Here is a 19739-nt window from a genome sequence, read left to right as displayed (position 1 = left end):
CCGAAGATGTGAAGATCAGTTAAGTAAAAGGTAAAGCAGAATGTTTCGTGAATTTGACAGAACGGGTCGCACTACATCCCAATCCCCAAAAGTTGTGCCGTTGGACACGAAACAGCCGAACGGAAATGTTGCTGATATCGAGGTCAAGAACGCCGAACGCCGTGCCATGGAGCGCGAGCGCGAGATGGACCGTATTGACCTCAAGGCCCGGATGCACAACTCGCTGCTTGATAAGCTGAATCTGGCTGTGATCGACAAGGTCGAAGAAGACACATTGCGGGGCGAAATCGGCAAACACGCAACTGATCTGTTGCGGTCCGAGGGCCGGGCCATGCGGTCCGAGGAAATCAAGCTTTTGGTCGAAGAACTGATGCACGAGGTGCTTGGGCTTGGGCCACTGGAGCCTTTGCTGGCCGACCCTTCGATCAACGATATTCTGGTGAACGGTCACAAGCAGATTTTCGTCGAACGTTCGGGTATTCTGGAAAAAACCTCGGCCCGTTTTCGGGATGAACGTCATTTGCTGCGGATCATCGACAAGATTGTCAGTCGTGTCGGCCGTCGTATCGATGAACGCCAACCCTGGGTGGATGCGCGGCTTGAGGATGGCAGCCGTGTAAACGCGATCATTCGGCCCTGCGCGCTGGACGGGCCGGCCTTGTCGATCCGTAAATTCGCGCGCGTACCGCTGACGATGGAGCGGTTGGTTAAGAACGATGCATTGAATGACAGTGCCGCGGCGTTGTTGCGCGGTCTGGTCGAGGCAAAGATGAATGTCCTGATTTCCGGAGGAACCGGATCAGGTAAAACGACGATGCTGAATGCCTTGTCTTCCTATATCGGCGGCAACGAACGGGTCGTGACCATCGAAGACGCTGCTGAACTGCAACTGCAGCAGGAACATGTTCTCCGCATGGAGACCCGCCCAGCCGGTTTGGACGGGACCGGCGCTGTGGCCCAGCGTGATCTTGTCCGCAATGCGCTGCGGATGCGCCCTGACCGTATTGTGGTCGGCGAGGTGCGCGGATCAGAGGCCTTCGACATGCTGCAGGCGATGAATACCGGCCATGACGGTTCGATGACGACCGTTCATGCCAACAGTCCCCGCGATGCGCTGTCTCGGGTCGAGCAGATGGTACAGATGGGCGGGATGGAGCTGCCGCATTCGGCGATCCGGGCCACCATCGCTTCGGCCATCCACTTTGTGCTTCAGTTGAACCGACTGTCAGACGGGACGCGCCGGGTTACTTCGATCTCGGAAGTGACTGGAATGGAAGGCGACATCATCACCATGCAGGACATCTTTGTCTTCAAGCGCGAAGGCAAGGATGAAGACGGCAAGGTTCTGGGCCGGTTCATGCCCACGGGAATTCGGCCAAAATCCAGTGATGCACTGGCGGCTGCCGGGGTCGACCTGTCCACGGTCAAGTTCAACTAAGGAGGTCTGGGATGTTCGAGAAAATCAGGTCATATCTGGCCAATCTGAACATCAACAACCTGATCGGCCCGGAAATGGAAGTTGCCGGGTTCGATGTCAGGTTTGTTCTGGCGCTTGCGGTTTTCCTGGGTGCGCTGATTGCTTTTGAAGGGCTGCGTCAGTTTATGCGGCGTGGCGAAAACCGCGAAGAGGCGATCAACCGCCGAATTCAGATGCTGTCCGAGGGGAAGTCGGGTGAGGATGTCCTCAGCCTGTTGAAACCGCAGGAAGCCAAGCCACTGTTGCGGAGTTTCCCGCTGGTAGGGGATTTGCCTCTGGCGTTGAAGGTTTCGGGCCTGAACATGGTTCCCGAAATGTTTCTGGCAGGTTGTGGCGCAGCCTTTCTGATCTCGGCCATTGGTGGGTCTATGGTGGCTGATCCGTTGAAAGTGGTCCCCACCTGCGCCCTTGTTTTCCTGATCGCGCCACTGGTTGCGTTGGGTGTGACGTTGCGCAAGCGCAAGGCGGCGTTGATCAAGCAGTTGCCCGATGCGCTGGACCTGATGTCCCGTGGATTGAAGGTGGGGCACCCACTGAACACAACCTTACAAAGTGTCGCCGAAGAAATGCCTGACCCGATTGGAACCGAGTTTGGGCTGGTCGTTGATCAGGTCTCTTATGGCGAAGAACTGACAACTGCGATCAAAAGCATGGCTGACCGCATCGATGAAGAAGATATCCAATATCTAGCTGTTGCACTGATGATGCAGCACGGCACAGGTGGCGACCTGGCCGGCATCCTGCGCACGCTGGCTCGCGTGATCCGAGCGCGCATGTCATTGCGTCGCAAGGTCAAGGCCATCTCGGCCGAAGGCCGCATGACAGCATATATCCTGTCATCCATTCCCGTTGGCATTGCCGTGTTCATGACCATCATGACGCCGACATATTATGGCGATGTCGCGGACTCTCCGGCCTTTGTGCCAGTCATGAGCGTTATCGCCGTTACCATCGTCCTGAACGCGATTGTGATGTTCAAGCTTGTGAATTTCCGGATTTGAAGAGGCGTATTCGATGGAGTATTTGAGTTCGATTTTTGATAGCGAATTATCAACGCAGATCCTGGTTCTGGGTTGTGTGCTGATAGGTGCGGTCGTAGCGTTTCTTGGTATCTCGTCCTCGCTTAGCGAACGGTCCACAGCCGCAGAGCGCATGGTGTCGAGCCGCCCACGTCAGGCTTTGTCACGGGCAGTTCCTGAAAAAGTCGAGGGCGAAGCGCCGACAGGGTTGAGTGCGGCCCTGATACCCAGCGATGCCAGTGTACGTTTCGAAGTTGGGCAGGTGTTGGCGCGTTCCGGATTTCGCAGCAAAAACGCAATCGTGAATTTCTATCTTATCCGTTTGGGGCTGGCGACGTTCCTGCCGCTGGCCTTCCTCTTCCTGATGTCCTGGCAACCGGCAAACAACTTGGGTGCGCGGATCGCGGAATATACGTCCAGCCTGAACGCGTTCGAGATTATCCGGAATGTCGGCGTATTGTGCGGGATCGGGTATCTCATACCGCAGTTATGGATGGGCGCCCGGATCAAAGAGCGCAAGCGTCTGATGGAAAATGCGTTTCCGAACATGCTGGATCTGCTTCAGATCGGTATCGAGGCTGGCCTCGGTTTTGATCAGGCCTTGCTGAAAGTGGCGGTCGAAATGCAGCTAGTCGCGCCGGAAATGTCCGAAGAGATGCTGATTGCGCTTTCCGAGATTCAGGCAGGGCGTGACCGAGATACCGCGCTGATGCGTATGGCGCGTCGAACAGGTATCGAGGAAATGAGCTCATTCGTAAGCGTTGTGCTGCAATCGACCCGGTTTGGCGTTCCCCTGGCTGCGGCTTTGAACACTTATGCCGAAGAAATGCGTGAACTGCGCGAGGTGCGGGCACAGGAAAAGGCCAACAAGTTGCCTGTCCAAATGTCGGCGGTTATGGCCAGTTTTATGCTGCCTGCAATCGCCGGGCTGATCCTGGCCCCGATCGTGATCCGTTATATGGATGCGTTTGGCCCCTAAGACGCTGACATGGTCAGAACCAAAGCGCAGTAGCCGACCAGATTGCAAGGATCACCCCGGATGATCCGATAGCGATTCCAAGAGGAAATTCGCGCGACTGGGCGGTCGACTTGATAGGCGGGGAAGTTTGTCGGGCGAAGCGTCGAAACAGCGACATTCCGATCAGCCCCGCTGCCATGCAGCCTGCCAGTATTAGCAGATAGGTCGATACGACCGGGACCGGAATTGCGGCAAATACGATTGGCAATATCTTGGCGTCGCCGCCGCCCAGCCAACCCGCAGCAAACAGACCGAAACAAATCGCAAAACACGCTGCGGCCACAAGAAGGCGCAGCAACAGTTGGTTCCAATCCGGAAACGGCGCGCTCACAAGCACGACTGCACCGCCCAGAAGGCAGTACAGGTTAGGGATGCGCATTTGGGTGAAATCCGTCCAGGCGATCATTACGAACAGCGGTGTGAATACCCACAATGTCAGCCAGGACTGCCAGTCCAGTTCAGGCATCAGGCACGTGCCTGGCCAGGTTTCCCAAAAAGGGCCTCGCGCTCTTCTACCGATACCAAGCGCCGGGCCAGCATGTGGAAGGTGTCCAGCGCCGTTTTTGAATAGATATGCTTGAGATGCGTGCGAACTGTCGCTGGTCCGATCTCAAGTTCGGCACCAATGGACTGAGGCGACAACCCGCGTGAAACAAGAACGCAAACACGCCATTCGGCACGGGTCAGGCCCGTTGGGTTCTCGGTGCTGAGAATAGGTGCTTCACTGTATGATTTTCTGAGTGCGGTGACTGATTGCCGAGACAATGATTCAGTGATCAGTCCGGCTCGGCGGGCCTGATAGGTCTCGGATAGTTGCGGAGCCACCTGTTCAATAGCTTCGCGGTAACCGGGTTCGGAACTCTGCCCGAAATGAAGTTCCAGAAAGTCGATTTCGCCGCCGTTATGGTCCAGGCATATGAACAGAATGTCATCCAGCTTGCGGTGCGACATCCAATCTAACAAAACTGCGGAGATATCACTGGGGTCTGCCCCGTCATCTCGCAGACTAAACACCGAGGCGCGTTTTGGTTTGTTCCGAAACGGGCCGAGGGCGTCGTTGGCGAAAGAATGAAACAATGGTCTTTGGAATTTTGGATCCCGTGTGTCAGCCCGTGCGGCAACACGATGGGCCCCCTTGTTCAGCCACACACGGCTGATGACAGCACAATCGGCGCCAAATGCTTTGACGATACCTTCAAGCGCGGCATCAAGAACGACGCCTGCCTGGCTCCAATGAATGAAATTAATGATGGCTCTGGCATGAAGCGCGTTTGGCAACCACGCAGCGCTCTGAGCATTCCCCCGGACCATAGATAACAACCTGTACTCGAACAAACATAAACGCGCATTTGCAATATAAGAGTGCGCAACCTCCTACCGATTCTTTACATTCCTATAGTTCTATATAATCGTCTAAAACTCATCTAAAAAATCATTAACCTAATTATGTACGATCAATTCGTCGCGTTTCAGTAAACAAACTGCACAAAATTCGCGGACTATTTCTTTGACCTATTCGCGGAATACGGGGCGAAGCGTAGTGGTTTATGCCTTTTTTGTAAGGTTATTGCGCTTGTTTGGTCGTCGGTTGGTCGGGCGGTTGCCTGTATTCACCGATGCAGCCGTGGAGGGATTAACCGTTTTTCAATTTGTCACAATTCTTGATTTGCACGATGCTTCGGGTTTGAGAATCCAGGTTCAAACGGCTTGATCTGCAGGGGAAGTCAGCTCGTCCCGGTGACCATCTGAGCTGTATCATGCGGCCCGGGCTCTCCTTTAGATTTAGCAACAACTTCTTGCTTGCCGAGCAGAGCGGCACTGCCTGCATGGCGATCACCCGCATGTTTTCAAATAATACCTTTTAATTTCAATTCTTAAGAAGCATAAGATGTTTAAGAATTTACAAAAATCCGCACCTAGGTGTTCATTTGTTTACATAACATAGCTGCTTTTTGAATAGGTTATTGAGAAATTTTCAGAACCCCCGCCATACTCGCGGTGCGTAAACCTGCGCAATCGTTTGCTGGAAGAGGAGCCAACAGACGTAAAACAGGGAACTGGGAGGAATGAATGACTAATAAATCTGTCACACGCCGCGGCGTGCTGAAGTCTGGTGCTGTTGCCGGTACCGGTCTGGCCCTACCTACGATTTTTACTGCATCGTCGGCTGCTGCATATACTAACGAACCTTCTGGGTCGTCTGTCACATTGGGTTTCAATGTTCCGCAGACCGGGCCTTATGCAGAAGAGGGTAATGATGAACTGCTGGCACAGCAGCTTGCAGTCGAGCATCTGAACGGTGAGGGCGATGGCGGTTGCCTGAACACCTTTACGTCCAAGGCCCTGAAAGGGAACGGGATTCTTGGTAAAAAGGTCGGGTTCGTAACCGGCGACACCCAGACCAAATCGGACGCCGCACGCGCATCGGCCAAGTCGATGATCGAAAAAGACGGTGCGATCATGATCAACGGCGGCTCGTCTTCGGGCGTGGCTGTCGCAGTTCAGGGTCTGTGTCAGGAAGCGGGCGTGATCTTCATGGCTGGCCTGACCCATGCCAACGACACGACCGGTAAGGACAAGAAGGCGAACGGTTTCCGCCATTTCTTCAATGCTTACATGTCGGGCGCTGCTCTGGCGCCGGTTCTTGCTGCCGAAATGGGCAGTGAACGCCGGGCCTATCATCTGACCGCTGACTACAACTGGGGCTGGACTCAGGAAGAGTCGATTGTGGCCTCGACCGAAGCCCTGGGATGGGAAACGGTCAACACGGTCAAAACACCGCTCGCGTCGACGGACTTCTCGTCCTATATCGCGCCGGTTCTGAACTCGGGCGCGGATGTGCTGGTTCTGAACCACTATGGCGGTAACATGGTGAACTCGCTGACCAATGCGATTCAGTTCGGTCTACTCGACAAGGTGGCCAACGGCAAAGACTTTAAGATTGTCGTGCCGCTGTATTCCGAATTGATGGCTGCTGGTGCTGGCGAGAACATCAAGGGCGTGCTGGGTTCGATGAACTGGAACTGGCAGCTGCAAGACGAAGGCACCAAGGCCTTTGTGAAATCCTTTGGTGAGAAATACGGCAAGCCGCCGTCCAATTCGGCTCAGACCTGCTATGCGCAGGTTCTGCTCTATGCGGATGCGTGTGAACGGGCGGGTACCTTCAACCCCTGTGGTGTCGCCGAAGCGCTGGAAGACTTTGAGTTCGACGGTCTGGGCAACGGACCGACATGGTATCGTGGCGCGGATCATCAGTGCTTCAAGGATGTGCTGGTGGTGCGGGGCAACGAGAACCCGACCAACGCCTATGACACGCTGGAGATCGTCGAGATCACCCCACGCGCGCAGGTCGAATACGATCCCGAGCACCCGATGTTTGCCGGTGGCGAACTGGGTAAATGCAATCCGGGCGCCTAACACAAGCGCGAGAATTTTCGACGAAAATTCTCTGACCTAGAAAACGGGCTCTCCCGCCTATGGGGGAGTCCACTGGACAGGCCAAAGGTGGGGACTATGGACGCCATTCTTCTGCAAATTCTGAACGGGTTGGACAAGGGGTCGGCTTATGCGCTTATCGCGCTTGGCCTGACGCTGATTTTCGGAACGCTTGGAGTTGTGAACTTTGCCCATGGGGCGCTGTTCATGATTGGCGCGTTCTGCGCGGTGTCTTTGCAAAAACTCTTTAACTTGAGCTACGTGACCCTTGATGAAAGTCAGAAAGATTTTCTGGGCAACCCGCTGAAGGTTGAAACCCCGTATATTGAGGCCTGGTTCGGCCCCGAGATTGGCGCGTCAATCATAGATTGGTCCGTTCCTCTGGCTGTCCTGTTCGCGATCCCGATCATGTTGTTTGTCGGCTATGTGATGGAGCGCGGGCTGATCAAACATTTTTACAAGCGCCCTCATGCGGATCAGATCCTTGTGACTTTTGGCCTGGCGATCGTGCTGCAGGAGATCATCAAATATTTCTTCGGTGCCAATCCGATCCAGACCCCGCCCCCCGATATGCTGAGTGGGTCTGTTGATCTTGGCATCATGGTTGGATTCGATCCCAACGCCATCATCTATCCGATCTGGCGGCTGGTCTATTTCGGGTTTGCCGTTGGCATTATCGGAGCGGTGTTCTCGTTCCTGCAATTCACAACCTTTGGCATGGTCGTGCGGGCTGGCATGGCAGATCGTGAAACGGTGGGCCTGCTGGGGATAAATATCGACAGGCGGTTTACCATCATGTTCGGGATTGCGGCCGCAGTCGCGGGCCTCGCAGGCGTGATGTACGGGCCGCTCAACCCCCCGAATTATCACATGGGCATGGACTTTCTGGTTCTCAGCTTTGTGGTTGTGGTTGTGGGGGGGATGGGCTCATTGCCTGGCGCGGTTCTGGCCGGGTTCCTGCTGGGCGTGCTCGAAAGCTTTGCGTCGACCACCTGGGCCACGACCACGATCCCCGGCATCAACCAGATCATCATCTACCTTGTCGCCATCATCGTGCTTTTGACCCGTCCACGCGGGTTGATGGGGCGCAAAGGCGTGATGGAGGAATAAGCCATGTTGGGACTGAACAAGAGAGATACCAGCCTGCTGATCATCGTCGCCATACTGACCCTGTTGGCGCCCTTTATCCTGAACCCGTTCCCCGAAGGCAGCGCCATGGCGCAGTTCAACGCGGGCTATCCCGATTTGATGCAGCGGTTCGTGATCTTTGGGATTTTTGCGATCGGCTTCAACATTCTGTTTGGATTGACCGGATACCTGTCCTTTGGCCATGCGGCCTTTCTTGGGGTGGGGTCGTATTCCGCAGTGTGGATGTTCAAACTGCTCAGCTATAACGTCGTTCCGGCCATCGCGCTCAGCGTTCTTGTCGCCGGGGTGTTTTCGCTGCTGATCGGATTTGTCAGCCTGCGTCGGTCGGGCATCTATTTCTCGATCCTGACGCTGGCTTTTGCACAGATGAGCTTTGCTCTGGCCTATTCGGTGCTTTCGAACCCAAAATTCAACCTGACAAATGGTGAGACCGGCTTGCAGGTCTATGCGGACGATCCGCAGATCCTGCAATCGGCCAGCGCGCCGAACCTACCGCATCTGTTCGGCATTCCCATGCGCGCGACCTATACGTTGGATGTGGGTGCCTGGAGCTTTGACTTTAACGCGGGCTATTACCTGTGTGCGGTGATCATGATGGCGGTGTTCTATCTCTCTATCCGCATATTCCGCTCGCCCTTTGGCATGATGCTGCGGGCGGTGAAATCCAACCAGCAGCGGATGAATTATACCGGTCTAAATTCGAAACCCTACACACTGGCAGCCTTTGTGATTTCGGGCATGTATGCCGGTCTGGCGGGGGGGCTGATGGCCGCCATGGACCCGCTGGCCGGGGCCGAACGGATGCAGTGGACTGCCTCGGGCGAGGTGGTGCTGATGACAATTCTGGGCGGTACAGGGACCCTGATCGGGCCGGTACTGGGAGCAGGCTTTATCAAGTATTTCGAAAACATCTTCTCGAAGATCAACGACAATGTTCTGCACAGCTGGTTCGCTTTCCTGCCCGATGGGCTTGAGGACGCGGTTGTGTTCCTGATCCATCCGTTCATCGGCAAGGGTTGGCATCTGACGCTGGGTATCCTGTTCATGCTGGTGGTGATCTATCTGCCGGGTGGGCTGGTTGAAGGTGGTCAGCGGCTGATGGGCTGGTTCAAGCGTAAGAAACCGGGCGCCGATGATGCCCCGAAGGGCAAAACCGAGCCAGCGGAATAAGGGGGCACCATGGCAATTCTACGAGTCAAAGACGTCAGCAAACGCTTCGGTGGCCTCAAGGCGCTGTCGGATGTGAACCTCAACGTCGAAGAAAACTCGGTCCACGCGATCATCGGCCCGAACGGTGCGGGCAAGTCAACCTTGCTGAACTGTTTGGTGGGAAAGCTGATGCCGGATACCGGTTCTGTTTTGTTCGACAACAATTCTGTTCTGGGGTTGGAACCCTATCAGATCAACCAGATGGGTATCAGCCGTGTGTTCCAGACGCCCGAGATTTTCGGCGATTTGACTGTGATGGAGAACATGTTGATCCCGATCTTTGCGATGCGGGACGGCGCTTTTCGGATGCACGCCTATGAAACCATCTCCAGTGAAAAGGCGATTGTCGAGCAGGCCGAGGCGATGCTGTTAGAGATGAACATGGCTGACAAACGCGAGATGCACGCGGCATCGCTGTCACGTGGGGACAAGCGACGACTTGAGATCGGCATGTGCCTCAGCCAGAACCCGCGCCTGCTTTTGCTGGACGAACCCACCGCCGGGATGGCCCGGGCAGATACCAACAACACGATCGACCTGCTCAAACAGATCAAGGGCGAGCGTGACATTACCATCGCCATCATTGAACATGACATGCATGTGGTGTTCAGCCTGGCCGAGCGCATCACCGTTCTGGCGCAGGGAACACCTCTGGTCGAAGATACGCCAGAAAACATCCGCGGGCATCCCAAGGTTCGCGAAGCTTATCTGGGTGAGGCCGCGTAAGGAAAAGCAATGAACGAGAAACCTGACTTTTCGAAAAACGCCAATATGGCCAGCACCGCCCCTGCGTTTTTGTCCGTATGGGACATGCATTCATACTATGGCGAAAGCTATATCGTGCAGGGCGTCAGCTTTAACGTGCACGAAGGTGAAATTCTGGCCCTGCTGGGCCGGAATGGTGCTGGCAAAACCTCGACGCTCAGATCCATCGCGCGGGTCAGTGACCCCGAGGTGCGTCATGGTGAAATCTGGCTGGATCACAAGCCGCTGCACAAAATGACCAGCTATGAGGCCGCCGCCGCAGGCCTTGGCCTTGTGCCCGAGGATCGCCGTATCATCCCCGGTCTGACGGTCGAAGAGAACCTGCAACTCGCCCAGATCGCTCCACCTGTCGGCTGGTCGCTGGAACGGCTTTATGAGCTGTTCCCAAGGCTGGGTGAGCGCCGCAAGCAAGAAGGAATTACCCTGTCTGGCGGAGAGCAGCAGATGCTGTCGATTGCGCGGGCTTTGGCACGGGACATCAAGGTGTTGCTTCTGGATGAACCCTATGAGGGGCTTGCCCCGGTGATTGTGGATGAGATCGAAAAGACTCTGCTTCACGTCAAACAGCAGGGTATGACCACGATCATTGTCGAGCAGAACGCGGTGCGCGCCCTGGAATTGGCGGACCGTGCGATCATTCTGGATACGGGCAGCATCGTGTTTGATGGAGCCGCCAGCGAGGTGTTAGAGAATCCACAGCTGCGCGAGGAATATCTGGCAATCTGAACATGCGGATTCAGCAATTTTTCTGAACCGTCGGGCGGGGTGTTCATCCCCGCCCTTTTTCGTTGTTCAATTTTCGATTGGCGGTGTCCTGGGGCCGGGTCACCAACGGAAAATGACAATATTCAACGAATTTCTAGAATTTACGGATAATTTATTATGTAATTTCAATACCCTATCTAGGGCTACGGGAAACCCCCTATATCTTTGATTGGAGCGATTCGTTAACTTCAAATCATCCAAGGAGTTTCCAAGGACCTACCACTTTTCCCCCTTGAGGGGCTGGCTACTTACCCCCTCGGCCGGCCCCTCACTAGTTGGGGGACATCAACCCAATTCCCCCAAAAGCTCACTTACAAGCGCAGGCACTTCGTGCCAGTCGGCGAAGTTACGGGTATGATACAGTTCAGAAACCGGGCTTTTCCGATAACCTTCCGTGAATAGCAAAAAGGGCACCTGGGCCCGTTCAGCGGTTTCTGCATCGACCTCACTGTCACCCACGAACAGGCGCGGACCTATAGCGGCCACTGCGCTAAAACTTGCCTCAAGATGGGCTGGGTCTGGTTTGCGCGTGGCCAGGCTGTCACCACCCAGGGTGGCATCGAAATGATGGGTCAGGCCCATCGACTTCAGAACATGGTCAGCCGGTGCTTTGGGTTTGTTTGTACAAACACCCAGAACACAACCCATCTGGCGCAGCTGTTCAAGCGCTTCGGCCACGCCAGGGTAAACGACGGTTTTGTCGCTGGAGGCTGCGTTGTAGTGGGTCAGCGTCAGTTCCGATAGCTCGGCATGGCGATCCATAGGCAGGTCGCAATGAAACATCATGCGTTCTACCAATTTCGGGAGGCCATTGCCGACGAATTGTTTGATCGTGTCCTGGGGCAGGGGCGGGACACCAGTGTCCCGCAGCATTGCATTCGCAGCGGCGGTGATGTCCGGAAGGCTGTCGACCAGTGTTCCGTCCAAATCGAACATAATTGTAGCGCTCATTGAAATCCTTGCCTCTGAAGCTGCACCGCAAGTCCTAACTGGTGTGTTCAGGCAGTGCAATTCAACCCGGTTGCGAGAGTGGGATATTGAGGCTTGACATACCTGACTAAAATAATCAGATTATATTTCAAGCCGTCAGCAACCCCGGAATCGGGCCAGCCAGATACCCGAAAAGTTAACCGATAAGGCGCATTGCCCGAAACCCTCCGGAGTGATCCTGATGAATGTTCAGAACCCGAATCCCAGCCAGTCTTTTGCCGTATCAATGCTGCCTGCACATAAGGCTGAAGATCTGACCAAGGGGGGCAATCTGGCCCATATCGAGCTGGGCGATCAGCTGTACACCCTGCGCATCACGCGCGCGGGCAAACTGATCCTGACGAAATGAGCGCGCCTGCAGCCCGGGGTGGCGCGACCGTTGGTCGTCTGTCCGACCTAAGCCCTGTCGAGGCCGGTGCGGTCATGTACCTGCGCCTCTGGGGGGACGGAATGCAAACGCGTATGGATGCGGCGCAGGACTTTCAGATCGCCCTGGGCACGGATCAGGGCCGGGCAGCGATGTTGACGCTGGACCGGCTGTGCTCGCTTTGTGCCCATCACGGACGGCGCCCGCTGATCCGGCATGGGTTGGGCTGTGCCTGCCTTGGCGCGGATGAAAACTGTTTCGCCCAGATGATTGCGGCGGCATCAGAAGGCGCGCGCGAAGACGCTATGATGATGGCGTCCCTGATCGTCCGTCCCGATTTTGCCCCCGCATTGGCCGCTTTGTCTGAGGAATTAGGGCTGGCTTTGCGACGCATGACGGTCTCGATCCCGATGCCAACCTCAAGACATCAGAACCCCACTGCCACGCTGCACTAAGCAGCAGAGCAGGTGCAGAACCCCGGCGAATGCGCGCCGGGGTTCCGTGCCCTCAGCAGCAGCCGCACCCTGCGTGGTGATGGTCATGATCGCATGAGGGTGGCGGGCTGTAATCACCAACTTCTGCCAGCACATCCCGTAATGCCCACAGGATCATGTCCACATCTTCCGCTTCGATCGTCAGCGGCGGGCGAATTTTCAGGATGCTGTCCTTTGGGCCTTCGCTGCCAATAAGAATCCGGTGGTCGCGCATCCGGTTCTTGACATATTTGCAGATCTCACGGCCCTCAGAGCCATCGGGGTTGATCAGTTCGACTCCAACGAACAGGCCCATGCCGCGCACATCACCGACAGATCCGAAATCGGTCTCGATCTGACGCAGGCCTGTCATCAACCTGTCGCCCATCAGGCGGGCATTGTCCTGCAAGCCTTCATCATCGACGATATCCAGAACTTCTTTGCCGATGCGGCAGGACAGGGTCGATCCGCCAAAGGTCGAAAAGAACTCGATCCCGTTGTCAAAGCTGCGGGCGATCTCTTTGGTAGTAACCAGAACGCCTAATGGATGACCGTTGCCAATGGGTTTGCCCATCGCCACGATATCCGGCAGCGCGCCTTGATGCTCAAAGCCGAAATAATATTTGCCCAGACGCCCCAAACCTGTCTGCACCTCGTCGGCGATGCAGACACCACCAGCGGCGCGGATTTTATCATAAACCGCGGGCAGATAGCCTTTGGGTGGTATGATCTGCCCGCCAACTGAAGGGAAGGTCTCGGCAATGAAACCGGCAACGCCCTGACCTTTGTCCTGTAGGGCTGCAATCGCTGGGTCCACTAGATCTGCAAACTTCTGGGCGCGATCGGGGTCGTCGCGCCGGAAAGACCCTCGGTAGTCATCCGCGACCTCAACCAGTTCCACCCAATCCGCCTGACCAACTCCGCCCGGTTTGTTGAACTTATAGGCCGAAATTGCCACCGCGGCGTTGGTATTGCCGTGATACCCATGATCGGGCGTCACGATCCCTTTGGCGCCGGTATGGGCGCGGGCCAGCCGCAGGGCGAGCTCATTGGCTTCGGTGCCGGAATTCACAAAGAAGCAGACCTCGAGGTGATCGGGCAGCTTGGACAGAACCTTATCGGCAAAAGCCGTCTGGGCCGGATGCAGATACCGAGTGTTGGAATTCATCCGCTTGAGCTGATCTGCTGCGACAGCCTGAATGCGCGGGTGGGCGTGGCCCACATGGGGTACATTGTTGTAAGCATCCAGATAAGGGCGACCCCATTCGTCAAACAGGTGATGCTTCCAACCGCGTACCAGCATGACTGGATCGTCATAGGTCAGGGACAGGTTGCCTCCGAAGTGGTCCTGCCGTCCCTGCCGGATCGCCTGTTTATCGGTCGGCCGATAGAACACCTTGTCATCGGGAAGGTTCAGCAGAGCCGCCGGATTCGGGCAGACGGCGTGCCACAGTTCAAGCTCGTCAGGGTCGCCAACACCCGGCCAGTTGGCCTGCATCCCGTTCGTAGTCAGGGCCAGCTGGAAATGTACATGTGGGGCCCAGCCCCCGTTCTGTGTGACATCCCCAAGCCGTGCAAACGCCGCTCCCTGTGCGACTGGATCGCCCGGATTCAGCCTGTCGCAGACCTCGGGGTCCAAATGTCCGTAGAGTGTATAGAACGGATCGCCTTGGGGTGTTTCGTGATGCAGGATCACCACCCCGCCATAGTCAAGGTGACTGTCGCGGTTCTCGACCGCCTCGACCCGGCCACTGATCGGGGCATTCAGGACAGTGCCGGCAGGCGCGAACACATCCACCGCCAGATGCACGGTGCGTCGGTCCGAAGCTTTCCATGGCCCTTTGCGGAACTCCGGCTCTGCGTAAATCAGGCGGGGTTCATTGTAATATCCCAACCAGAAGTCTGTGACATTTTCCTCGCCAACACGTGCCGCCTCGGCCAGGGGCATGTGGAATGGGTTTTGCGGCCACACAGAGTTTTCGACCGATAGCGAGCCAATGGGCACATCTTTTAGACCCTGTCCAAACATCTCGGCGAATTGACCACGATGCGCGGACAGATAGGCATGGATGCGTTCGGCCCCATCGGTGACCGGCAGACTACAGGCGACGCGCAGGCGCGCTGGCATCAATCCGCCATTGACGCTGTTGTCCTCAAGAAACCGCCAGGCCGGCGCCTGACTGATGGTGACATAAGGATCATCCGGGTTTTCAAGGGCCATCAGGGTCGAGTTCACAACCGACACAGCCAGTCGCATCCGCAAGAGAGGCCAGATCAGATCGACTTCGTCCGCGCGCAGGGGGTTTGCCGCCTGATAGCCGCGCACCAGTGCCGCCAATGCGCGTTCGGGTTGCGGATGATCCAATACGATATAGGCCCCGGCAATCGCCAGATCGCAAACGCGTGGCGCGGCACACATATCGCCAAGGTCAATCAAGCCCGACACGCCCGGGCGCTGGCCAAGCTCTGCTTCGACCAGAACGTTATAGTCATTGGCGTCATTATGAATCGCCTGACTGGGCAAGCCTGCCAACTTGTCTGATATCGCATTGAATTCGGAACATATCTCGGCCAGCACTGCCTGTCGCGCGGGGCTACTAACGGTGTCCAGATGCTGTTCGATCCACCCTGCCTGCGTCAGATTCCATTTGAAATCGCCCCGGGCCAAACCCTCATGCGTGAACCGCTCTAATGCGCGGTCTGTAGCGCCCAGGACGCGACCCAGCTTTAGGATCAACTCTTCGGATTTGGGTGCCGATTTCGCGTAGCATTGCCCAGGTAGGCATTCCAGCAACCAAACAAGGCGCGGTACCCCCTCGTGATCTTCGATTCGGGGCAGATAATCCCCCCGCAAATCGGGAAACACTGTGGGAAATGGCAGCCCCGGTGCTTCTGAGGCGATATGTTCCAAGGCTTTGACCTGCAGGTCCACAAGCTCTGCTTCGCATCCGGGGCGCATGACTTTCAGAACATAATCCTGTCCGTTGGTTGCCCGGACCAGAAAATTAAGATCGTATTCGCCGTCCAATCGGGTCAGCCGTGCGTCCAGCCCCCAATTTTGCTGCAAAGCATCAGCCCAAAATGCGATGATGTCGTTCATTTGAAACCCTGTCCCAGTAAACCGGGGTCCTTTTCATCTGGCTAAAAATATCTTCGGGAGTGAAATGGCCCTGCGGGCCAAGAGGGGGCAGACAGCCCCCTTTTCCCGTTACCCCAATGCGCGCAACCGTTTAATAAGCGAGGACGTATCCCACCGATTCCCGCCCATTTTCTGCACATCCTTATAGAACTGATCAACCAAAGCCGTCACCGGCAGGGATGCCCCTGTTTCATCTGCGGTATCCAAGCAAATTCCCAGATCCTTGCGCATCCAGTCCACCGCGAAACCGTGCTCAAAATGATCGTCCAACATGGTTTCATAGCGGTTCGCCATCTGCCAACTGCCTGCGGCCCCCTGACTGATCACTTCCACAACCGCCCGGCCATCCAGCCCGGCTTTTTCGGCAAAATGCAGCGCCTCGCTGAGGCCCTGAACCAGTCCGGCAATGGCGATCTGGTTGCACATCTTGGTCATCTGACCGGCGCCACTGTCCCCAATGCGGCGACAGATTTTGGAATAGACCTGCATAATGGGCTCGGCCGCGTCATAGGCAGCCTGATCCCCCCCGCACATGATCGACAGAACTCCGTTTTCAGCCCCGGCCTGACCGCCCGAAATCGGCGCGTCCACAAAGGCAATCCCTGCGGCTTTGCCCGCGCCATAAAGCTCTCGGGTTACCTTTGCCGAGACGGTCGTATGGTCGACGAAAACCGCGCTGCTTGACATTGCGCCGAAGGCACCATCGTCGCCGGCGCAGACCATGCGAAGGTCATCATCATTGCCCACACAAGCCATGACAAACTCGGCTCGCTCAGCCGCCTCGCGCGGGGTAGCGGCCATTGAGCCGCCATATTGGGCGACCCAAGCCTCGGCCTTAGCGGTGGTTCGGTTGAAAACCGTGACCTCATGACCTGCAGCCTGCAGGTGGCCGGCCATTGGATATCCCATGACACCCAAACCAAGGAACGCAACTTTTGCCATTTGGTGAACCTCTCTGCTGTCCAGGCCCGGTCAGATGCCGCAAGCCGGATTGTTTGGCAGAGACAAAGCAAAGCTGAAGACAAAGGGCAACCCCGTGTCAGGGTTGTCCGCCCAAATCCTTCAGGATCGGACAATCAGGCCTGTCGTCGCCGGCGCAGGCGTCAATTAAATGACCCAACGTATCGCGCATCGCATTAAGGTCGGCGATCTTCGCTTCGATCTGGACCATATGCGCGCGGGCAACCTTCTTCACATCTGCACTTGCGCGGGTTTCATCCTCATACAAGGCCATCAGGGTCCGGCAATCTTCGATCGTAAATCCCAATGCGCGGGCCCGGCCCAAAAAGTTCAGTTTGTGCACATCCTGACTGCGGAACCGGCGATAGCCATTATCATCGCGCAGCGGTTTGATCAGTCCGATATCTTCGTAATAGCGGATGGTCTTGGCCGGGAGACCGGTTTGGTTGGAAACGTCGCCGATATTCATGACGTCACCATTTGTTGAGCCGCCGTATGTGACCCCTCGGGCAGGCTGGCGCGAACCCTGCGAAGTCGCAACGCGTTGGTGACGACAAAGACGCTGGACAAAGCCATGGCTCCAGCCGCCAGAACCGGGGAAAGAAGCGGGCCGCCAAAAGGATACAGAATCCCGGCGGCGACAGGGATCAGCAAAACATTATATCCAAACGCCCAGCCCAGATTCTGTTGGATATTGTTCATGGTCCGGCGACTGATTTCAACTGAATTGGCAACCGCGCGAAGATCGCCCGACATCAGCACCACATCCGCCGTTTCAATCGCCACATCCGTGCCAGTTCCGATAGCAATGCCGACATCCGCCGCAGCCAATGCCGGGGCGTCGTTGATCCCGTCTCCGACAAAGGCCAGCTCTCCGAACTGGTCGCGCAGGGCGTTGATTGTGGCGAGCTTTCCGTCCGGCAGGACCTCGGCTGTGACATGATCGATGCCCAGCTTGTTTGCCAAGGCCTGCGCAGTCAGGGCGTTGTCCCCGGTGACCATCGCCAATGTCAGGCCCATCGTGTGCAGCCTGTGCAAAGCTTCGATCGTGCCCGGTTTGACCGGATCCGAGACCGTAAGAAGTGCCGCAGCCTGACCGTTGATCGCGACGAATACGGGGGTTGCCCCTTCGGCGGCATGCTGGTCGGCCTGTTGGCTCAACGCGGATAGATCAATGCCGTTCTGCGCCATTAATCTGGGTGAGCCGATCAACAGATCGTGCCCATCAACGGACGCGCGGGCGCCCAGCCCAGTCAGCGATTCAAAGCCGGAGATAGGGGGCAGGTCCGCCGGTCCGGCCCGCGTGATCGCCGTGGCAATCGGATGCTCGGACCGCGCCTCAACCGCAGCGGCCAGCCGCAGAACAGTATCGCGCTCAAACCCGTTCGTGGTCGTGACATTCGCCAGTTCGGGGCGCCCCAGTGTCAGAGTCCCGGTTTTGTCCAAAGCAATGATCTTGGCCTGTTGCAACTGCTGCAAAGCATCGCCTTTGCGGAACAGCACGCCCAGTTCAGCCGCGCGCCCCGTGCCCACCATGATCGACGTCGGAGTCGCCAGCCCCATGGCGCAGGGGCAAGCAATGATCAAAACCGAAACCCCTGCGACCAGCGCCATCGGCAAGGCAGGCGCAGGGCCAAAGATCAGCCAGATCGCAATGGTCAGTAGGGCAACGCCAATCACAACGGGAACAAACCACGCCGTGATCCGGTCGACTAGCCCCTGTATCGGCAACTTGGCACCCTGAGCTTGCTGAACCATCTGGATCACCTGCGCCAGCACCGTTTCGGACCCAACCCGCGTGGCGCGCACGCGCAGCGCGCCCGTGCCGTTGACCGTGCCCCCTATCACCTGATCTTCGGCCGATTTCCCTATAGGAACGGGTTCGCCGGTAATCATGCTTTCATCCACGTATGAGGTGCCGTCCAACACCTGAGCATCGACTGGGACGCGCTCTCCGGGTCGGATCTGCAGCACATCGCCAACCAGTATTTCGGATATGGGTCGATCGACCGTGCCCCCGTCCTGTTCTAGCCGGGCTGTTTTCGGTTGAAGCCCGACCAGTTTGCGAATGGCGGCCCCGGTCCGGCCTTTTGCCCGCGCCTCCATCGCGCGACCCAGCAGGATAAGGACCACGATGACCGAGGCGGCCTCGTAATACACATTTGCACTGCCTTGCGGCAGAACCTGAGGCGCAAAGGTGGCCAGGACGGAATACAGATAGGCGGCACCGGTTCCCATCGCGACCAGCGCATTCATATCAGGTGTCCCGCGCAGCAAGGCCGGGATACCCTTGGCATAGAACACCCTTCCGGGGCCGATCAGCAGAACTGACGTCAGGACAAACTGGATGATATGGCTGGTCTGAATCCCGATTATCGCCTGAACCCAGTGATGAAAGGCTGGGATCATGTGCCCGCCCATCTCGAGTATGAACACGGGCAAAGCCAGCGTTGCAGCGATCAGGGTCGTACGAATCAGCGCAGAGGCTTCGCCCGGTTTGTCATCGTTGCTTTCGGCCATCCTGGAAGGGTGCGCCGGATAGCCCGCTTTAGTGCTTTGCTGCGCCAGCTTCACAGGATCAGTTGCCCCGTCGGCAAAACGAATGGTCGCGGTTTCAGTGGCCAGGTTGACCCGAGCACTTATGACGGCCGGATCTGCGCAGAGTGCTCGTTCAATCCTTGCGACGCAAGAAGCACAACTCATTCTGTCAATCTGCAGAACAGCTTCTGCCACTGACACCGGATAACCAGCTTTGTCCAGCGCGCCGGTCAGGTCGCTGATCGGCCCGTCATAAGTGACCTGTGCAGTCTCGGTTGGGAAGTTGACCGAAGCCTCGGTAACCCCGGGAACATTGCGCAACGCAGATTCCACGCGGCCTACGCAGGATGCGCAGTTCATTCCGGTGACCTTCAGTCTGATAGCATGTGGGGTGGCCAATCGACTCATCCTGTCCTGTTTCCAACCCTAGATGGG

The 19739-nt window shown here is 56.7% G+C and carries 17 protein-coding genes; 10 read left to right on the top strand and 7 right to left on the bottom strand.

All coding sequences use genetic code 11. The features are described from left to right. Nucleotides 1-40 precede the first annotated feature (40 nt). The 3 genes from AC2FH9_RS10445 to AC2FH9_RS10435 are packed head-to-tail and all read left to right on the top strand — an operon-like array spanning nt 41 to nt 3475. Nucleotides 41-1438, top strand: coding sequence for a TadA family conjugal transfer-associated ATPase (locus tag AC2FH9_RS10445; RefSeq protein ID WP_142635741.1), 1398 nt, complete (start codon nt 41-43; stop codon nt 1436-1438). Between the two features lie 11 nt (nt 1439-1449). Then, complete coding sequence (locus AC2FH9_RS10440; RefSeq protein WP_142635743.1) at nt 1450-2478, top strand: type II secretion system F family protein; 1029 nt, start codon at nt 1450-1452, stop codon at nt 2476-2478. A 13-nt stretch (nt 2479-2491) separates the two neighbouring features. After that, nucleotides 2492-3475 (top strand): type II secretion system F family protein, encoded by a 984-nt coding sequence (locus AC2FH9_RS10435; RefSeq protein ID WP_142635745.1) that lies wholly within the window; start codon nt 2492-2494, stop codon nt 3473-3475. A 13-nt stretch (nt 3476-3488) separates the two neighbouring features. On the opposite strand, the gene AC2FH9_RS10430 is transcribed toward AC2FH9_RS10435, so the two are convergent. Both AC2FH9_RS10430 and AC2FH9_RS10425 read right to left on the bottom strand, forming a co-directional pair. Next, nucleotides 3489-3980: an A24 family peptidase gene (locus tag AC2FH9_RS10430; protein ID WP_496871452.1), complete on the bottom strand. Its 492-nt coding sequence runs from the start codon at nt 3978-3980 to the stop codon at nt 3489-3491. After that, complete coding sequence (locus tag AC2FH9_RS10425) at nt 3980-4825, bottom strand: helix-turn-helix transcriptional regulator (protein ID WP_246097200.1); 846 nt, start codon at nt 4823-4825, stop codon at nt 3980-3982. The genes AC2FH9_RS10430 and AC2FH9_RS10425 overlap by 1 nt, the downstream gene beginning before the upstream one ends. A 759-nt stretch (nt 4826-5584) precedes the next feature. On the opposite strand from AC2FH9_RS10425, the gene AC2FH9_RS10420 reads away from it, so the two are divergent. The 5 genes from AC2FH9_RS10420 (at nt 5585) to AC2FH9_RS10400 (ending at nt 10798) form a co-directional block, all read left to right on the top strand. Continuing rightward, on the top strand, nt 5585-6931 hold the full coding sequence (locus AC2FH9_RS10420; protein ID WP_142635750.1) for a substrate-binding protein: 1347 nt from the start codon (nt 5585-5587) through the stop codon (nt 6929-6931). 96 nt (nt 6932-7027) lie between these two features. Continuing rightward, nucleotides 7028-8059 (top strand): branched-chain amino acid ABC transporter permease, encoded by a 1032-nt coding sequence (locus AC2FH9_RS10415; protein ID WP_142635752.1) that lies wholly within the window; start codon nt 7028-7030, stop codon nt 8057-8059. A gap of 3 nt (nt 8060-8062) precedes the next feature. Beyond that, on the top strand, nt 8063-9268 hold the full coding sequence (locus tag AC2FH9_RS10410) for a branched-chain amino acid ABC transporter permease (protein ID WP_142635754.1): 1206 nt from the start codon (nt 8063-8065) through the stop codon (nt 9266-9268). A gap of 9 nt (nt 9269-9277) precedes the next feature. Further along, a complete protein-coding gene (locus AC2FH9_RS10405; RefSeq protein ID WP_496871449.1) occupies nt 9278-10033 on the top strand; it encodes an ABC transporter ATP-binding protein in 756 nt (251 codons plus the stop codon). Nucleotides 10034-10042: 9 nt separating this feature from the next. Further along, entirely contained in the window at nt 10043-10798 is a 756-nt protein-coding gene (locus AC2FH9_RS10400; protein WP_142635758.1) for an ABC transporter ATP-binding protein, read from the top strand. A gap of 324 nt (nt 10799-11122) precedes the next feature. On the opposite strand, the gene gph is transcribed toward AC2FH9_RS10400, so the two are convergent. Next, on the bottom strand, nt 11123-11788 hold the full coding sequence (gph, locus tag AC2FH9_RS10395) for a phosphoglycolate phosphatase (protein ID WP_496700763.1): 666 nt from the start codon (nt 11786-11788) through the stop codon (nt 11123-11125). Between the two features lie 220 nt (nt 11789-12008). On the opposite strand from gph, the gene hemP reads away from it, so the two are divergent. After that, a complete protein-coding gene (gene hemP, locus AC2FH9_RS10390) occupies nt 12009-12176 on the top strand; it encodes a hemin uptake protein HemP (protein ID WP_142635762.1) in 168 nt (55 codons plus the stop codon). Further along, nucleotides 12173-12649 carry a hypothetical protein gene (locus tag AC2FH9_RS10385; RefSeq protein WP_496700761.1) on the top strand — a complete coding sequence of 159 codons (477 nt, stop codon included), beginning with the start codon at nt 12173-12175 and terminating at the stop codon, nt 12647-12649. The genes hemP and AC2FH9_RS10385 overlap by 4 nt, the downstream gene beginning before the upstream one ends. A 52-nt stretch (nt 12650-12701) precedes the next feature. On the opposite strand, the gene AC2FH9_RS10380 is transcribed toward AC2FH9_RS10385, so the two are convergent. From AC2FH9_RS10380 to AC2FH9_RS10365, 4 genes are all read right to left on the bottom strand, one after another. Then, the gene (locus AC2FH9_RS10380; protein ID WP_496871447.1) at nt 12702-15767 is read right to left on the bottom strand and encodes an aminotransferase class III-fold pyridoxal phosphate-dependent enzyme; all 3066 of its coding nucleotides are present in this window, start codon (nt 15765-15767) and stop codon (nt 12702-12704) included. Nucleotides 15768-15875: 108 nt separating this feature from the next. Continuing rightward, nucleotides 15876-16748, bottom strand: a complete 873-nt coding sequence (locus AC2FH9_RS10375; RefSeq protein ID WP_496696241.1) for an NAD(P)-dependent oxidoreductase — start codon at nt 16746-16748, stop codon at nt 15876-15878. Between the two features lie 97 nt (nt 16749-16845). Then, nucleotides 16846-17235, bottom strand: coding sequence for a Cu(I)-responsive transcriptional regulator (gene cueR / locus AC2FH9_RS10370; protein ID WP_142635768.1), 390 nt, complete (start codon nt 17233-17235; stop codon nt 16846-16848). After that, entirely contained in the window at nt 17232-19712 is a 2481-nt protein-coding gene (locus AC2FH9_RS10365; protein WP_496750081.1) for a heavy metal translocating P-type ATPase, read from the bottom strand. The genes cueR and AC2FH9_RS10365 overlap by 4 nt, the downstream gene beginning before the upstream one ends. Nucleotides 19713-19739: the final 27 nt, after the last annotated feature.

This window comes from Ruegeria sp. CDSC081 (assembly GCF_059610485.1).
This window is presented reverse-complemented; position numbering and strand designations above follow the sequence as displayed.

Excerpts from the sequence above, each read along its gene's own strand:
- AC2FH9_RS10405 (WP_496871449.1), top strand. The coding sequence starts at position 9,278 with ATGGCAATTCTACGAGTCAAAGACGTCAGCAAACGCTTCGGTGGCCTC.
- AC2FH9_RS10375 (WP_496696241.1), bottom strand. The coding sequence starts at position 16,748 with ATGGCAAAAGTTGCGTTCCTTGGTTTGGGTGTCATGGGATATCCAATG.
- AC2FH9_RS10410 (WP_142635754.1), top strand. The coding sequence starts at position 8,063 with ATGTTGGGACTGAACAAGAGAGATACCAGCCTGCTGATCATCGTCGCC.
- AC2FH9_RS10400 (WP_142635758.1), top strand. The coding sequence starts at position 10,043 with ATGAACGAGAAACCTGACTTTTCGAAAAACGCCAATATGGCCAGCACC.
- hemP (WP_142635762.1), top strand. The coding sequence starts at position 12,009 with ATGAATGTTCAGAACCCGAATCCCAGCCAGTCTTTTGCCGTATCAATG.
- AC2FH9_RS10380 (WP_496871447.1), bottom strand. The coding sequence starts at position 15,767 with ATGAACGACATCATCGCATTTTGGGCTGATGCTTTGCAGCAAAATTGG.
- AC2FH9_RS10425 (WP_246097200.1), bottom strand. The coding sequence starts at position 4,825 with ATGGTCCGGGGGAATGCTCAGAGCGCTGCGTGGTTGCCAAACGCGCTT.
- AC2FH9_RS10445 (WP_142635741.1), top strand. The coding sequence starts at position 41 with ATGTTTCGTGAATTTGACAGAACGGGTCGCACTACATCCCAATCCCCA.
- gph (WP_496700763.1), bottom strand. The coding sequence starts at position 11,788 with ATGAGCGCTACAATTATGTTCGATTTGGACGGAACACTGGTCGACAGC.
- AC2FH9_RS10420 (WP_142635750.1), top strand. The coding sequence starts at position 5,585 with ATGACTAATAAATCTGTCACACGCCGCGGCGTGCTGAAGTCTGGTGCT.
- AC2FH9_RS10430 (WP_496871452.1), bottom strand. The coding sequence starts at position 3,980 with ATGCCTGAACTGGACTGGCAGTCCTGGCTGACATTGTGGGTATTCACA.
- cueR (WP_142635768.1), bottom strand. The coding sequence starts at position 17,235 with ATGAATATCGGCGACGTTTCCAACCAAACCGGTCTCCCGGCCAAGACC.
- AC2FH9_RS10435 (WP_142635745.1), top strand. The coding sequence starts at position 2,492 with ATGGAGTATTTGAGTTCGATTTTTGATAGCGAATTATCAACGCAGATC.
- AC2FH9_RS10415 (WP_142635752.1), top strand. The coding sequence starts at position 7,028 with ATGGACGCCATTCTTCTGCAAATTCTGAACGGGTTGGACAAGGGGTCG.
- AC2FH9_RS10365 (WP_496750081.1), bottom strand. The coding sequence starts at position 19,712 with ATGAGTCGATTGGCCACCCCACATGCTATCAGACTGAAGGTCACCGGA.
- AC2FH9_RS10440 (WP_142635743.1), top strand. The coding sequence starts at position 1,450 with ATGTTCGAGAAAATCAGGTCATATCTGGCCAATCTGAACATCAACAAC.
- AC2FH9_RS10385 (WP_496700761.1), top strand. The coding sequence starts at position 12,173 with ATGAGCGCGCCTGCAGCCCGGGGTGGCGCGACCGTTGGTCGTCTGTCC.